General features: G+C 37.4%; 14 protein-coding genes, 4 tRNA genes and 1 pseudogene. 10 read left to right on the forward strand and 9 right to left on the reverse strand.

Translation table 11 applies throughout. The annotated features are described in order from the left end of the window. Positions 1–261: 261 nt before the first annotated feature. The 7 genes from miaB to V5M36_RS13425 all read left to right on the forward strand — a co-directional run bounded on the left by miaB (position 262) and on the right by V5M36_RS13425 (position 6,849). Positions 262–1,719 carry a tRNA (N6-isopentenyl adenosine(37)-C2)-methylthiotransferase MiaB gene (miaB, locus tag V5M36_RS13395; protein ID WP_338559874.1) on the forward strand — a complete coding sequence of 486 codons (1,458 nt, stop codon included), beginning with the start codon at positions 262–264 and terminating at the stop codon, positions 1,717–1,719. Between the two features lie 40 nt (positions 1,720–1,759). Next, positions 1,760–2,851 carry a PhoH family protein gene (locus V5M36_RS13400; protein WP_338559877.1) on the forward strand — a complete coding sequence of 364 codons (1,092 nt, stop codon included), beginning with the start codon at positions 1,760–1,762 and terminating at the stop codon, positions 2,849–2,851. 9 nt (positions 2,852–2,860) lie between these two features. Then, positions 2,861–3,367, forward strand: coding sequence for an rRNA maturation RNase YbeY (gene ybeY / locus V5M36_RS13405; protein ID WP_338559878.1), 507 nt, complete (start codon positions 2,861–2,863; stop codon positions 3,365–3,367). A gap of 646 nt (positions 3,368–4,013) precedes the next feature. Further along, a complete protein-coding gene (locus V5M36_RS13410; protein ID WP_338559880.1) occupies positions 4,014–4,688 on the forward strand; it encodes a hypothetical protein in 675 nt (224 codons plus the stop codon). A gap of 143 nt (positions 4,689–4,831) precedes the next feature. After that, entirely contained in the window at positions 4,832–5,545 is a 714-nt protein-coding gene (locus tag V5M36_RS13415) for a DUF3108 domain-containing protein (protein ID WP_338559883.1), read from the forward strand. An 83-nt stretch (positions 5,546–5,628) separates the two neighbouring features. Beyond that, on the forward strand, positions 5,629–6,204 hold the full coding sequence (locus V5M36_RS13420; protein ID WP_338559886.1) for a xanthine phosphoribosyltransferase: 576 nt from the start codon (positions 5,629–5,631) through the stop codon (positions 6,202–6,204). Positions 6,205–6,465: 261 nt separating this feature from the next. Beyond that, positions 6,466–6,849, forward strand: coding sequence for a hypothetical protein (locus V5M36_RS13425; RefSeq protein ID WP_338559889.1), 384 nt, complete (start codon positions 6,466–6,468; stop codon positions 6,847–6,849). A 173-nt stretch (positions 6,850–7,022) separates the two neighbouring features. Here V5M36_RS13425 and wrbA read toward each other — a convergent pair whose 3' ends face one another. After that, positions 7,023–7,619, reverse strand: coding sequence for an NAD(P)H:quinone oxidoreductase (gene wrbA / locus V5M36_RS13430; protein ID WP_338559891.1), 597 nt, complete (start codon positions 7,617–7,619; stop codon positions 7,023–7,025). Positions 7,620–7,732: 113 nt separating this feature from the next. Here wrbA and V5M36_RS13435 point away from each other — a divergent pair, with 113 nt between their 5' ends. Beyond that, positions 7,733–8,977, forward strand: coding sequence for a YihY family inner membrane protein (locus V5M36_RS13435; RefSeq protein WP_338559893.1), 1,245 nt, complete (start codon positions 7,733–7,735; stop codon positions 8,975–8,977). 186 nt (positions 8,978–9,163) lie between these two features. Here V5M36_RS13435 and yddG read toward each other — a convergent pair whose 3' ends face one another. The 3 genes from yddG to V5M36_RS13450 form a co-directional block, all read right to left on the reverse strand. Next, a complete protein-coding gene (yddG, locus tag V5M36_RS13440) occupies positions 9,164–10,048 on the reverse strand; it encodes an aromatic amino acid DMT transporter YddG (RefSeq protein ID WP_338559895.1) in 885 nt (294 codons plus the stop codon). Positions 10,049–10,213: 165 nt separating this feature from the next. Beyond that, a complete protein-coding gene (locus V5M36_RS13445) occupies positions 10,214–10,855 on the reverse strand; it encodes a fumarylacetoacetate hydrolase family protein (RefSeq protein WP_338559897.1) in 642 nt (213 codons plus the stop codon). A gap of 79 nt (positions 10,856–10,934) precedes the next feature. Beyond that, the gene (locus V5M36_RS13450; RefSeq protein ID WP_338559899.1) at positions 10,935–11,435 is read right to left on the reverse strand and encodes a YcxB family protein; all 501 of its coding nucleotides are present in this window, start codon (positions 11,433–11,435) and stop codon (positions 10,935–10,937) included. 193 nt (positions 11,436–11,628) lie between these two features. Between V5M36_RS13450 and V5M36_RS13455 the strand changes: the two genes are divergently transcribed. Continuing rightward, complete coding sequence (locus tag V5M36_RS13455) at positions 11,629–12,927, forward strand: SRPBCC family protein (protein WP_338559901.1); 1,299 nt, start codon at positions 11,629–11,631, stop codon at positions 12,925–12,927. Positions 12,928–13,008: 81 nt separating this feature from the next. Here V5M36_RS13455 and V5M36_RS13460 read toward each other — a convergent pair. The 4 genes from V5M36_RS13460 to V5M36_RS13475 all read right to left on the reverse strand — a co-directional run bounded on the left by V5M36_RS13460 (position 13,009) and on the right by V5M36_RS13475 (position 14,245). After that, positions 13,009–13,085, reverse strand: a tRNA-Arg gene (locus V5M36_RS13460). Between the two features lie 852 nt (positions 13,086–13,937). Continuing rightward, positions 13,938–14,014 (reverse strand) — tRNA-Arg (locus tag V5M36_RS13465). Between the two features lie 45 nt (positions 14,015–14,059). Next, positions 14,060–14,136, reverse strand: a tRNA-Arg gene (locus V5M36_RS13470). A 17-nt stretch (positions 14,137–14,153) separates the two neighbouring features. Further along, a tRNA-Ser gene (locus V5M36_RS13475) sits at positions 14,154–14,245 on the reverse strand. Positions 14,246–14,510: 265 nt separating this feature from the next. Between V5M36_RS13475 and V5M36_RS13480 the strand changes: the two are divergent. Further along, positions 14,511–15,245: pseudogene (locus V5M36_RS13480) on the forward strand (ribonuclease R); the annotation flags it as partial. Positions 15,246–15,287: 42 nt separating this feature from the next. Here the strand turns inward: V5M36_RS13480 and V5M36_RS13485 are convergent. Then, positions 15,288–16,220 (reverse strand): IS5 family transposase, encoded by a 933-nt coding sequence (locus tag V5M36_RS13485; protein WP_338559561.1) that lies wholly within the window; start codon positions 16,218–16,220, stop codon positions 15,288–15,290. Between the last annotated feature and the right edge of the window lie 28 nt (positions 16,221–16,248).

The raw sequence follows: 16,248 nt of genomic DNA on the forward strand, positions 1-16,248 counted from the left end.
TTTCACGCTGAAGGAAGAGCGTTACAATACTTTCGCTCATTGTAATAAGACTATTGAATGGGTTCTGTTCTGTTATGTAAACTGCTGATTCAATTCTATTATTTTAAACCAATTTTCAAGTGTTTGGGTGCGATCATCTCATTTTTTTATTTATGCATCATTACAGCTGAAATACTGTAAAATATGCGGCTTTTAAAGAATCAGATATACTTCTGTTTCTGTTCTTTCGCTTTATTCCCCTAATATAGGATAGGAGCCTTCATGACGGTTCAAACCTTCATTCCCAATAGTGCCCAAGCTGCCTCAGAAAACACTGTAAACCAGCCACAGCACACCCCTGTTATCGATGCAGCAATTAAAAAACTGTATATTGAAACGCAAGGGTGTCAGATGAATGAGTATGACAGTCATCGTATGGCAGATCTTTTAGGTGATTCGCACGGTTATGTACTCACGACTGACCCAAAAGATGCAGATATTCTGCTGATGAATACCTGCTCGATTCGTGAAAAAGCACAAGAGAAAGTTTTTTCTGAACTTGGTCGCTGGCGCAAACTAAAAGAAAAAAATCCAGACCTTATTATTGGTGTTGGTGGTTGTGTTGCATCTCAGGAAGGCGACAATATTCAAAAGCGTGCAAACTATGTGGATATGATTTTTGGTCCTCAAACACTGCATCGTTTACCTCAAATGCTTGATCAGCATTTTGATCAAATCGAAAAGCCTAAAAAAGATAAAATTAAGCTGATTGATATTTCATTTCCAGATATTGAAAAATTCGATTTTTTACCAGAACCTCGTGTCGAAGGTTATAAAGCTTTCGTTTCAATCATGGAAGGTTGCTCAAAATATTGTTCATTCTGTGTGGTTCCATATACCCGCGGTGAAGAAGTTTCACGTCCTTTAGATGATGTATTGGCCGAAATTGCAGGTTTGGCTGAAAAAGGTGTTCGTGAAATTTCACTTCTGGGTCAAAACGTCAATGGCTACCGTGGTGAAACCTTTGAAGGCGATATTTGTACTTTTGCAGACTTATTGCGCTTGGTAGCAGAAATTCCGGGTATTGGTCGTTTGCGTTATACCACGTCTCATCCACTTGAATTTAATGATGACTTGATTGAGTGTTATCGTGACTTACCACAAATGGTGTCTCACCTCCATTTACCAGTGCAAAGTGGTTCAAATGACATCCTTCAAGCGATGAAACGTAATCACACCATTGATGTCTATATCGATAAAATTGCGCGCTTGCGTCAAGTTAGACCGGATATGCATTTATCTTCAGATTTCATCATTGGCTTCCCTGGTGAAACCGATGCGCATTTCGAAGAGACTTATCAGTTTATTCAAGATCTAGATTTCGATCATTCTTATAGTTTTATCTATTCAAAGCGTCCGGGTACGCCTGCATCTGAACTTCCAGACACCATTCCTGAAGTGATCAAAAAAGAACGATTGGCCAAAGTTCAAAAATGGATCAAACGTTCAAGTATTGATAAAACGGATGAAATGAAAGGAACAATTCAACGCGTATTGATTGAAAAAATTTCTGATAAAGATCCTAATTTATTGGTCGGTACAGCAGACAATACACGTTATGTAACATTTATTGGTGATGCGTCTTGGCTTGGACGCTTTGCGGAGATTGAGATTACAGAGATTAAGACCCTAAATTTAGTTTATGGAGAACTCTTGAATCTTGAGCCTGACGTGGCGTAATGTAAGGGGATAGATTTTACTTTCATAAAAAGGATATCTCTTGACTACAGCGATTAGACGTACCGTAGCTTTTCCTGGAATTTCGATGGACCGTTTGAAAACGATGCTTGGCGCATACAACGGTCATTTGAAACAAATTGAACAACGTTTAGATGTCAAATTAAGCCACCGTGGAGATAGTTTTTATGTCGACGGTGGTATCGATGAAGTTGAGAGAGCTGAATTACTTTTACAGCGCCTCTATGAAGAAACTGAAAGTTCTCAAGTATTGAGTGCTGATGTGATTCACTTAATGATTCAGGGCAGTCAGACTGACCGTGAATTTGTCGTGGGAAATGATCATCACACGCTCGAAGATGTTTGGCTACAAACCCGCAAAGGTCGTATCAACCCCCGCGGCGCCAATCAAAAAAGATATGTTCAGCAAATTTTAGAAAGTGATATCTCCTTTGGTATTGGCCCTGCGGGAACTGGTAAAACCTATCTCGCAGTTGCAGCTGCCGTCGACATGCTCGAACGTAATGAAATTCAGCGCATTCTTTTGGTTCGCCCAGCGGTAGAAGCAGGTGAAAAACTGGGCTTCCTTCCTGGTGATTTAAGTCAAAAAATTGATCCCTATTTACGTCCACTTTACGATGCTTTGTATGAAATGCTCGGTGTTGAAAAAGTCGCAAAATTAATTGAGCGTCAAGTGATTGAAGTTGCTCCACTTGCTTATATGCGTGGACGTACACTCAATCACTCCTTCGTCATTTTGGATGAAGCGCAAAATACCACACCAGAACAAATGAAAATGTTTTTAACGCGACTGGGTTTTGGCTCTAGAGCGGTCATTACTGGTGATATCACGCAAGTCGATTTACCCCGTGGTCAACAGTCGGGTCTTTCTCATGCTTTGCGCGTGATTGAGGCAATCAAAGAAATTCATATCACTCACTTTCACTCCCGAGATGTGGTCAGACATCAGCTGGTACAAAAAATCGTAGAAGCCTATGAGGGATGGGACAGTGAGCAAAACCGTTTAAGTGCTCAAGGCCGTGCTGAACGTAAGGCACGCCAAGACGCGTTAATTCTCGAAAATGATGCTGCTGCCGATGCACAACATCAGTCGATCACCCAAGAAAATGATTAAGGACAAGTCTTGAAACTTAGCCTCTCCTTGCAACAAACGTTTGAAGCACCTGAATTGGTGCTCAAACGTGCTTATGTTAAAAAAGTAATTGAATGCACTTTACGTCATATCGAAACGCAGTCTAATTGTGAAATTGGTATTGCCTGTGTCGATACGGCTGAAAGCCACAAACTCAATCTGCAATATCGAGCTAAAGATAAACCGACCAACGTTTTATCTTTTTCAAGTGATTTACCTGATGAAATGGCTGCGGTTCTCGACTCCTTCCCGATTGGTGATTTGGTCATTTGTATTCCTGTCGTTTTAGATGAAGCACTGCAACAGCATAAAACGCCGCTTAATCATTTTACCCATATGTTGGTCCATGGCACTTTGCACTTAATGGGTTATGATCATGAAACCTCAGATGAAGATGCCGAAGAAATGGAAGCTTTAGAAATTGAGATCTTAAGTAAATTAGGTTTGGATAATCCCTATTCCATTGAAGAACACGAATTGGAAAAAACCAATAATTGATTAAGCCTGTCTTACTCTCTCTAACGCGTGTTTTGAGAGAGTTTAGCGCTTAAGTTGCTGCTCAAGAAGGATATAAACGAGATTTATCACGGCGCTTTAAAAATTTTATGGATATTTTCAAGTCGAAGATTTAATATTTTTAAAACGTTACTTAGATCGATGGATCAAATATTTCCATTTAACATCTACTCAAAAAAATTTCGAATTAAAAATGATAAGCACTTTAGAAAATAAGATTTGAATTACATTTTGATATGCATATTTATCTGATCTCAACTTAATTCAGCTAGACTTCCTAAAGATAAAATTATAAATTTATTTAAAAATCATAAATATACATCCAAATACTGCAAAAAATATTTAAAAATCTAAAAGATGATCTTTACTCAACGAACATATTCGATTGGCATTTTTTACTGACATGAATTAGACAATTCAGCCAATTTAATTTGTATTCAATCCGCTAGAATTACTCTTAACGTGCGCGCTATAATTTTTATCAAACGCCGTTATGACTAAGAAAAACATAATTTTACTCGGTATAAACGATCAATTTGTATAAAATGTTATCCTTAGATTTCCAATCTATTTTACGACTTTGACTAGAAAAAATTACATTCTATTAAGAAGTAATGGAACTTCACTTATGCCACCGCTCTTTAAAAAAATTGTTAAACAGTTTCGTAAAGCCTATCAAAAGGCTGAAGGTTTTATAGAAGAAGAACGTGAATTTCCTGTTTCTCAAGTTTTTTTAAATGCGACTTTTAAACGATTTGTAACAGACAACGTCAAAGTTCTAGAAGATCTGCATGCAGATTTGCATGATGACTGGCTACGACTCTATGCCACCCTCAATGTAAGTGGTCTTTATACGACAGTTTCCGTCGATCTTAAATTAGTTCAAATGGAACTCAATAAAGATATGCAGTTAATTGTTTTTGAACAAATCAGTGAAACCGATGTCATTGAGGCTAAGTTTCAAAAATGGTGGATGAAAATTGCGTTTAACTCGGCAATATTTTTCTATCAAAAAGTATTACGCAAAGATCCACTGGGTATGATTTTACAAAAATTTGAAGTTATTACCGTCAAAGATGAATTACTCCACCTTGATTTAAATCGCTGGTTAGGTGATAACCGTTCAATCATGGAAACATTGAATAAAGTGCACGTCAATCACGCAGAATTACGCGAAACTGAATTAGTTGTGGTCGGTAATGTAAACCTGATGGCTGTGTTCAGTAAAGTGAATCAAAGTGATGACGATGAATTTGAAGATGATGATCTTGATGAGAAAATTAGTCCGATCAAGCAAAAGTAAGCGCTCCCCTTCATACATCGCCTTACGTTAAAATTTAATACACAAATTCACAGAATCTAAGTAAATCTTGATTATTCCTACTTATTTAGAAGGCATAATCATCTTAACGTTCTAAAAGCAGTATTTTTGCGAAGGATATACATATGGCGGTTAAACAGTTGAAAGCATTCACTCTCGTTGCAGGTGTGACTACAGCCTTGTTATCTACAGCTTATTCAAGTCAAGTACTTGCCATGAGTCCATTCCAAGCAACATATCAATTTGCCTACAATGGTAAAAACTTAGGTTCTGCAACTCGTACTTTGAAAAAATCGGATAATACTTGGAATTATGTCTTCGCAGCGAAAGCTGGTGCAATTGCATCTGCGACAGAAACCAGTAATTTCAGTTTAAATAACGGACAAATTAGCTCTGAAAATTTCAGTCGTACCAGTAAAATTTTAGTTCACAATAACACCATGAACATTAAGTTTAATCCATCTGCAAAAACCATTACCACATCTAAAGACAAAGAGAATCGTTCTTTTGCATGGAAAGCTGGTGTATTGGATGAGTTAAATGCTGAATTACAGATTCGAGAAGATTTGAAATCTTCAGGCTTAAAATCAACTTATTGGCTTGCAGATGCCAAAGAAGTAGAAGCCCGTAAATTTATAAAACAAGGCAATGAACAAGTTAAAACCAACTATGGTACTTTTGATACCGTTAAAGTGGTTATGAAACACGATAAGCCAGGACGTGAAACAATTTTTTGGTTAGCACCGAAATTAGACTACCTTCCAGTGAAAGTGACTCATGAAGATAAGAAATCATCTTATGGTTTATTATTGACTGGATATAAGGGATTAAGCAATTAAGGCAATTTTTTACTTGCTTTTTTACAGATGCTTTTTAAAATACGTCTTTGCTTAAAAAGCATCTGCCCTTAGAGGATTCTCCCGTGCACGCTCTAGAACAGAAAATCTTAAACGAAGGTATCGTTCTATCTGATCAGGTTTTAAAAGTCGATTCTTTTTTAAACCACCAAATTGACCCCGTCATGATGCAGCAAATTGGACAAGAATTTGCACGCTTATTTAAAGATGCGGGTATTACCAAAATTATTACGATCGAAGCGTCAGGTATTGCTCCTGCAGTGATGGCAGGTTTAGAACTTGGCGTTCCTGTAATTTTCGCACGTAAATATCAGTCTTTGACGTTAAAAGATGACCTTTATCGTTCGAAAGTATTTTCATTTACCAAACAAACTGAAAGCACTATTGCGATTTCTAAAAAGCATATTTCTGAGACAGACAAAGTTCTAGTAATCGATGATTTCTTAGCAAATGGTCAAGCTGCACTCGGTCTTGCAGATCTCATCCATCAAGCGGATGCATCTGTCGTCGGCATTGGGATTGTGATTGAAAAATCATTCCAACCGGGTCGCGAACTATTACTTGAAAAAGGTTATCGTGTAGAGTCTTTGGCTCGCGTGAAATCACTTTCAAATGGTACTGTAGAATTCACTCGCGATTGATCTCCGAATTGTATAAAGAGAGCGCTTTAAGCGCTCTTTTTTATGAATAGATTTCTTACTTTAATTAAAAATAGATTTACAAGTCATATCAATATTTATCAATGCATTTCAGTTAAGCTTATAAAAATATGATCATTTTGATAAGACGATCAATCTCAATTGATGCGATTTATAGTAGGCTTTCATCTATTTTTAGTGTTGTTATACAGACTTAAAGCTAGAAGAAGCATTTGAATACTATAGTAGCAATGGAAAAAGCTGATGGAACACAAAATAGTTTGTCCAAAATGTGGTGCGCATGAAGTGGATATTCGCAACCATGAACAACTTTTACAAAAAACAGGCGGTGTATTACTCTCTGCGGCAGGAACAACAGCAGGAACTGTGGGTGGTGCTGCGTCTGGCGCCTCTATCGGTGCAGCTATTGGCACCGTGGCTGGTCCATTAGGGGTCATTATGGGCGGGACCATTGGTACTTTCGTTGGCGCGATCAGTGTCGGTATAACGGGAGGCTTTTTAGGTCATCGTTTTGGTAAAAAAGCAGGTGTGATTGTAGATCGGAATGTTTTTTTAGACTACCAATGTCAAAAATGCAAACACCGTTTCGCAGATAAAAACATTCAAGGCGATCAAAAAGAAAATTAATATTATTTTCTTGTTTGTAATTTGCATAAAATTTTAATTCGCATAAAAAAGTGAGCCATTTAAGCTCACTTTTTTATTGATCTCTTTTTTTTGATTTCTTTTTGATTGATCTCTTTTTAGATTTATAGCCTACTCTTTCATGAGTAGCTGAGTATTATGTATATAGATTAATCTCAATTCGATTGTAATTTTTTTACCACCTCACCGAGTCGTTTGCCTTGTTCCTGACACAGCAGTTTTTCATCTTGGCTTAAACCCAAGTCATGTCTTGGACCGCTCACATGCGTCGCACCATACGGCGTTCCGCCTGTTTTGGTGTTGGATAAAGCCGGATGTGCATTGGTTAAGCCCAAAATCATCATACCATGATGAAATAATGGTGGCAGCATCGTGAGCAAGGTACTTTCCTGTCCGCCATGCATGGAACCTGATGAGCTAAATACACATGCTGGCTTATTGTGCAAAGCACCATTCAACCAAAGACTCGTTGTTTGATCCAAAAAATATTTCATTTCGGAAGCCATATTGCCAAATCGTGTAGGCGAACCGAGTGCCAAACCTGCGCAATTTTGTAAATCTTCAAGCGTACAATAAATATCCCCTTCCTCTGGAATACTTGCTTCCGCTTGAGTTACGACAGTCGAAATATTGGCTACCGTTCGGATTTTAACGTCGACTCCTGCAGTCTCAACACCATCTGCAATCAAATGCGCCATTTCTTTGGTCGCGCCATATTTACTGTAATAAAGAACCAAAACATAAGGTTGCATATTTTTATCATCTAATGAAAAAAGAAAACTATACGGTAATTTTCAATATTTTTGGGTAAGCTGTAAAGCAAAGTGCAATAAACTTAACGAATAACAATGGGAATAATCACTTTATGATGGCATTACTCAAAAAGCTCCCTTTCTATAACAAGACATGGTTTCAATTTCTTATTTTTGTGCTTCGGCGCTTTGAAGCCAATAATTGTAGAGAACAAGCAGGTTCACTGACTTACACGACCCTATTTGCTGTCGTCCCCATGCTAACAGTTTTCCTCGTTATTATTTCTTCCATTAAAGCTTTAGAGCCTGCGCGACAACAATTACAACAGCTTATTTATAGTAATTTTTTACCTAAAACCAGCATCGCTTTTGACAAAGCCTTAAATGCCTTTACAGATAACTCAAGTAACTTGACCATTATTGGTGTGTTATTTCTATTTTTCACCACAGTGATGATGCTCACCAGCATTGAAACAGCATTTAATCGAATTTGGCGGGTGAAAGAAACACGAAATGGCATTATTGGATTTATGCGTTATTGGACGATTATTTCTTTAGGACCTATTTTATTGGGTAGTGCCTTTGTTATTTCATCTGCACTCGCGTCATTAAATGTCCTAAGTAATAATTTTGCTGGTTATGAAGTAGATGGAGCTGCCCTTTTTTGGCTCATCTCCTTTGGTTTAACTGTCGTGGGTTTTTTTACTTTGTATTGGACGATTCCAAATCGTTCTGTGCCTATACGCGCCGCAATGATCGCTGCTGTTTTCAGTGCAGTCACCTTTGAATTATTAAAAAATCTATTTGGTTTTGTCATGACCAACTTTACCAGCTATCAACTGGTTTACGGCGCATTTGCAGCGATTCCTATTTTCCTGTTATGGATTTTCCTTTCTTGGAACGTCATTCTATTAGGTGTAGAGATCAGTTATGCATTAACTGCATTTCATACGGGTAAAACCCAAACAAGACACCCAGTACTGATGCTACTCGACATGCTTGAACTGTTTTATCAAAAGCAAAAACAAGGTGAGACTGTTTCAGATGAAGAAGCATTAAATATTTTAGGACGTGGTGAAATTGGTCGCTGGCCGGCTTATGTTCGTCTTTTGGTCAAGCAAAATATCATTCAAAGAACGGATAACGATCAATATGTCTTGGTCCGCAACTTAGATCATCTCGATTTTTGGACATTTTATAAATCGCTGCCCTATACCTTACCCGATAAAGCAGATGTATTAAATTTGCATGAAGATGACGTGTGGATTCAACGTATTGGACCTGCTCTTATCGAATCTGATGATTATTTATCTGCAAAATTATCTGTTCCTCTTTCTACGATTTTGGATTCTAAATAATCTAAACAGCATGAAAAGTTCTATGTAATATTTAAAAGACCGCTTCATGCGGTCTTTTTTATTCACTAAGAATATAAAGAGAATTTAAAACCGTAAATTTCAAAATTTATCTTTCTGCGATTTAATATTCTGCAAAACTAATCTTCAATAAAATTAACATTCAAAGTTTAATTCAATTTCTATAGATCATTTGATTTCAAAGGTAGATTTCCAACAAACCACAGCACCCAAAGTCACTAAGGACGTACCCACCCAAAAACTGAATTGAGGATAAACGCCTAAAATAAGCATCGACATAAGCGTGGATAATATCGGCATAAAGTAAGTGGCCAAGATCAACAATTTCATATTTCCATATTGGAGACTTTGATTCCAATGACTGTATGCAATACCAATCAGACAGCCCAAAACGATAATCGTGAACCACAAACTACCTGTAGGAATGATAAAAGATTCCTCGATGATCCAATGTACCATCCACAACATGACTGCAGTCACAACAAAAAATAATGGCACGCCATTTTGCCCTTGAGCATATTTTTTGGTTAAAACACTGTAGGTTGGCCAAAGTAGCGCACCCACAAAAGCAAATAGATAGGCGATTGGATTTTGTTGAAGCGTACTGATCATTTTCTGCATATTCATGACATCGGGATTGACCACCAATACCAAACCAATGATCGCCAATAGAAAACCAACTACCACGGTCCAGCGATAATCTAATTGTTTTGCTAAAATTGAAAAAATGATCATTAATGGCGGCCACAAATAATTAATCATGGCGATCACCAATACTTGATCACGATTTTGTGACAAGGCGATCGAAACTAAAAATAAGATTTCATATCCTACAAATAAAGCGCCACAACCCCATAAATATGCTTTATTCATTTTCGATATTTGAGGTAAGCCCGTTACTACAACAATAAACAATGCGCTAAAACTATAAATCAGTGCTATGCCCTGTATAGGACTTAAAGTTTCTGTAATTCGTTTGACGATACCAACCAAACTCGCCCAAATGAGGATTGAAGAAAAACCTAAGCATGTATAACGCTGTTTGAAATTCACTTAGCACATCCAATTTTTATTCTTCATTTTTAAACCATGACTTTTTAATAGGTCTAAGACTTAAACCATTTTCTAGTTTTTTCAAATAGCCAGCATTAAAAATAAACCAGCATTAAAAAAGGGTGTTTAGAACACCCTCTTCCATAAAATACTTTAAATCATGTATTAGGCTTTTACTGAAGCATGCCAAATAAAGTCCTGTGTTTGACCTTTGAGTTTCATTTTCAATTGATCACCTGCCTGCAAGGCCCCAACACCTGCTGGTGTACCTGTCATCACAACATCACCGACTTCCAGTGTAAATGACTGACTCATATCGGCCAAAAGAGTGCCAATATCAAAAATAAGCAAACCTGTATTGCCTTGTTGGCGAATTTGATCATTAACCTCAAAGCTGTATTGAATATTTTTCCAATCAGGCACCTCTGTGAGATCCACCCAATCTGCCAGTACGCACGAACCATCATAGGCTTTTGCACGCTCCCATGGCTGACCTTTCTTTTTCAAATCATCTTGAAGATCACGTAGCGTAAGATCTAAACCCAAAGTTACAGCACCAATCGATTGAAGTGCTTTCATCGGATCAGTCTCACCTTTCAGAGGACGATCTATACGTAAGCAAAGCTCACATTCAAAATGACAATCCCCCCAAGTAGGATTCCACTCAATATCTTGGTCAAGCGGACTTAAGCTGCTCGGTGGCTTAATGAATAATACAGGACGATCAGGGATGGCATTTCCCAATTCTTTAGCATGATCTGCATAACTTCGACCCACACACACGATTTTTGACGGACGTATACTCATTTTTATTTTCTCAGCTCGCGACTTGATCTAGGTTGAACACAATGTAGATTAAACAAGATCTAGATTTAACAAAACAAAATTATTTATGGAATGTATTTTCAAATATCGTTTGGTCGGCAGACGTTTCAAAAGCACGTTTCGGGATAATCACGACAGTTTGATTTTTTAATTCAATCATATAGGTCAATTTACCCACCACGAACTTATTCACATCATTGTAATTAAAAGCTTGTTTAGGGCGACCGCTAGAAAACAACTCAGCTGAGTCCTGAAACAGATCGATGCCTTGTTCACTTTTACCAAATTGATATTTAACAAATTGGCGCTTAAACATCATCGGCAAGAACCAATAGCGCATGAGCATTTGTAATATGATGAAAAAGCCACCCAATGCAACATAGTAGCGACCTACACCATCCAGACCTAAATATAAGCCCCAAATCACAATAGCAACACTAACCAAGGGTGTTAAAAAGCGAGTCAGTTGCTTTTTACCAAATGTTGCTAATGCAAAGCCATCTTGTGACTCTTCCAGTGTTAAAAAATAACGAATAGATAAGGTAGCTTGGGTGTCAGACATAGGAAATTCAATAGATTTACAAACAAGTCATTCAAATATTACACTAGATTGAAGCTTTTAATTCATCAGTTTTTATCTTTTATATAATCTTATATAAGTGCGATTTACATTCCAACACTGTTGCTGGACTCTCATTCAATATTAAAATCGAAAGCATAAAAATGACACGTAAAAAATAATATCAAGGACGATTATGATCTATAAATTATGCAGCATATTATGTGTAGGCCTGATCAGTCTTCAAAGCATCACTCATGCAGCCATTGTCGCTTGGAAAGAGAATATTCCAAGTAGTTTGGCGCCTTTTCAAAACAATCCAAAGGTATTAGCTGATCTTACTCAAAATAGTATTTTTATTTATGCACACCCTACGACCAAAACATTTATACCGACCGCAAAGAATCAAAATCCAACTGTAAGTTTCACTTCTTCAGCATTGGTGGTGCCTGTGGGTGTTGAAAATGTAAGGAATATTCTAGAAAATTATCAGCAATATGTTGAGTTATTTCCCAATTTAAAATCAGCTAAAATCATTGAAAAGACAGATAATATTACCCAAGTCAAATATAGAGTTTCTATTCCGACGCCTATCCCTGTTTTAAACTTTAATGAAGATCTGACCTTTCAACATCAATTAACAGAAAACAGCCTCTCCAGTTTAGTGATTGATGCACCTATTCCTTATGGAATGGGAAAGTTTGAATGGTTCAGCTTAGGTCGTAATAAAACCCTGATCACGCTTACCCAGTGGAGCGATTTAAATCAGAGTAAAGGATTTCTAATAACCAAGATATTAAATGCAATTCCAGAAGTAAAACTCGGTATACCGACTGGCACCAATGCATTTATTTTAGAATCATTACGCAAACGATTGAATGACACACCAACAAACGCTTTAGCGGCCGGCCAGCTTCCACAGCAAACACTCAACTCAGCACAACTTGAAAAAATTACGCAAATAAGTCGAGCGTCTCAGTTACCTGTAAGTTTCATACACAGCCCAACTAGCGTTCCTTACCAGCACGGCGCTGAAAGTATGCGCTTTTCAACCACATATCATTACTATGATCAAACACCGCAACAACTCAAAAAATGGACTCAACCCAATAACTACAAAGCATTATTTCCAAGACAAATCAAAAGTATTACCACGTCTGCATTACAAAATAAAAGTCAAAATGCTGATTTTAAAGTGAGTGTGGGTTTAGGCGTCATTCAAATTCCCTTTAATTTTAAAATGAATTTCAATTATCCAACCGAGACGGAAAATAATTTTTATGCGAATGGCGGGGATTTAAAATATTTAAAAGGGAAAATGCAATTCACGCCACTCAATCAAGGGAGCTTATTAAAGATGACAACAGCTACAAAAATTGATAAATCTGCACCATTCCTATTAAGAGCGGTTCGTAGTCTTCCCTATCACGAGATGCTACCCGTAATTGGCGGTAATACTGTCTTTGCTCAAAAGATTAAATCGTCTAAATCATGATGATCAATGATAAAAATTCAGGCACAAAAAAACCGCAACATGTGCGGTTTAATCTAATTTTACATCTCTCGATGATCAAGTTGGTGCGCTCAGAGAGATTCGAACTCCCGACCCCTTAGTTCGTAGCCAAGTGCTCTATCCAGCTGAGCTATGAGCGCGACGTCTTGATGTGCTGCATTATATATGAATATTATTTTTTGTTAAGTGCTAATTTAAAAAAATACATTCAACCGAACACTAAGTAAGCACTTATCGTTTTATTGTATTAAAATTGAGTGAAGCCTCAAATATAGTCTGAATTGACTCAGACAAATCGAGACTTAATATGAATAGAGAATAACCTTAAATAAGAGTGAAATAATAAAGAATGAAATAAAAATTATTCACCAACTGTCTAAGCCGATTTTATTAATCTTTAGAAAACCATTATTAACAGAATTTTTCATGAGTCGTTTTTTAACTCATAAACTCACAATCAGTACTTCATCTTCTTAAGCTTCTAGAAAAGAGAGTGATTTTTTATTTGATCTTTCATAAGTCAAAAAATATTCATTAAGTGGTAATAAATTGATATGTAAAATCCCTTCTCCCTTTGGGAGAAGGTTAGGATGAGGGAATATTCATAATGATTGTGTTGTGTGAATAATGACTTTTGAAAGAAGTCTATTTATTCCTGATACTCATTTTAAAAGTACATCAATCATTTTTAGATTGATCAGTCATTTTTCAAATCAGTCATCTTTCAAAACGGTGTCTTTTTAATTACTCAGTGAATTGAGTTATTGCTGACTAAAATTTTAGTTGAAGGCTATTAGTAACCTAAACCGATCACCTAAACTAAAGATATACCAATGAATACACATCTTCCTAACGTGGCACATCTGATTTAAAACTAAATATCCAGATTTAAGTATTAAAGCTTATATCTCTAAACAAACGATAAATTATAGACACAAAAAAACCGCAACATGTGCGGTTTAATCTAATTTTACATCTCTCGATGTTCAAGTTGGTGCGCTCAGAGAGATTCGAACTCCCGACCCCTTAGTTCGTAGCCAAGTGCTCTATCCAGCTGAGCTATGAGCGCTTACTTGATTTGCTTTTCAGCTTCGTTACAACGATTTAACTTGATTGGTGCGCTCAGAGAGATTCGAACTCCCGACCTCTTAGTTCGTAGCCAAGTGCTCTATCCAGCTGAGCTATGAGCGCATTTCAAGTTTTTTCGTTGGCGGTGAGAGAGGGATTCGAACCCTCGGTGGGAGTTAAAGCCCACGCTCCCTTAGCAGGGGAGTACCTTCAGCCACTCGGCCACCTCACCGTAACGAGTCGCCATAATACAAACTTAGTCCCTACTCTTCAAGTCACATTTTCAAAAATATCGATTTTTTTGATCAATCATATATTTTTTATACGATTTGCTGTTTTTTTAGGACTTTTGCGGCTAAAAATGAGTAAAGCAAACAAGATAATTCTTTTTCATCTGTTAAAAATCAGCTTAAAGGACATTATTGCAATCATTTACGTGCAGTATGACGCGGCATGAATTATGCTAAACCTATCTTCTACATGAAGCCAAAGATATTATGAAAACCTGGATCGATCCTGAAGCTAAAGCAGAAGCTGAACGTTACGACAACCCTATTCCTAGCCGTATTCTTATTTTAGAAACGATTGAGAATAAAAAACAACCGCTGTCTCATGCAGACTTGGTAGAACATTTCGAAATTGCAGATCAGAAAAGTATTGACGCCCTCAGCCATCGTTTAAGTGCAATGGTTCGTGATGGTCAATTGATGAAAGATGGTTTTAAATTCCAACTCATGTCTGAACAACCTGTGCATGACGCAACCGTCTACATCAATTCAAAAGGATTAGGCTTAGCCAATCTTGATGGTAAAAAAGAAGAGATCTTGCTTGCAGAACGCGAATTACGCCAACTCTTCCATGGTGACCGCGTTAAAGTGCAACAAACATCAGTAGACCGTAAAGGTAAAGCTTGGGGTTTTGTAACTCAAGTCACCCAGCGTCGTATTAAACAAATCATTGGTAAATTGACAGAATATGAAGGCGAATACTTTATTCAGCCTGCAAATCCCAATTCGCATCAACCGATTACCTTAGAAAAAGAATTGATTGAACACGCCCAAGTCAAAGTGGGTGATTCACTTCGTGTGGAAATTGATGATTTTCCTACACGTGAAGAATTCGCTACGGGTCATATTATTCAATCTATGGCTGATAAAGCGGACACGGAAATTATCATTCCGCAAACCATTTTAGAATTTGGTCTGCCTTATGAATTTCCTGAGGCTTTGTTGCATAAAGATTTTAAAGACTGATCTTTCCTAAGCTGCACAAATTTAAGTGACAACTTGGGTGTGAGGGCGACCTAATTCTGTAAATTTATTTAACACGGCTATACGTGCATGGATTTCATTGACTTGGCTTTGAAAGTTTCTCGAACTGAGTTTATCGCCCAATAATTTGATGCAATGCATCTTAGTTTCGACCAAACTACGTCGATGATAACCAGACCACTTTTTCCACAGCGCTCTTCCTAGATGTTTGACTGTTTTCAATAATTCATTTCTCTCTAAAGATCCCAATTGCTTATCTTTCCATGGCCTTGCATTTTTTCTTGGAGGAATTACGGCATGTGCATGACGATCTGAAATCACTTGTCTACACAATTTCGTGTCATATGCTCCATCGGTATAGACAGAATCAATGCGTTCATCAAATGGGATTTGATTCAGCAGATCACCCAAAACTTGTGAGTCACTGACATTATTTGTTGTGAGCTGTACAGCTCGTATTTGTAAGGTTTTAGCATCTATCCCAATGTGCAGTTTACGCCATTGCCGACGATATTCAGGCTGATGTTTCTTGCGTTTCCATTCACCTTCGCCTAAAAACTTAAAGCCAGTTGAGTCTACCAATAGATGCAGTCCTTCATGACTTTTTTGATAGCTGATCGCAATATCAATCTGCTTTTGTCGTCTGCAAAGTGTGGAATAATCCGGTGCTGTCCAACTTAACCCACTAAGTTGAATAAGGCTTTGCACAAAGCCTGTGACCATACGCAAAGAAAGGCGAAAGATAGATTTGATCATCAAACAGCACTGAATCGCTGTATCAGAATAGGTTTGATTTCTTCCATGCTTAGCTTGTGGCTGAGCATACCATTGAGTCTGAGGATTGAACCAAATTGAAATATTTCCTCGCTTGATTAGAGCTTGGTTATAAGAGGGCCAATTCGTTGTGCGATAGATTTTGGATGCAGGCTTCTTCATTTGGAAATTATATTGCTAAAGAAGCCTT

It is taken from the genome of Acinetobacter sp. KS-LM10 (genome assembly GCF_036896575.1).
In the GTDB taxonomy this organism is placed as follows: Bacteria; Pseudomonadota; Gammaproteobacteria; order Pseudomonadales; family Moraxellaceae; genus Acinetobacter; species Acinetobacter avistercoris.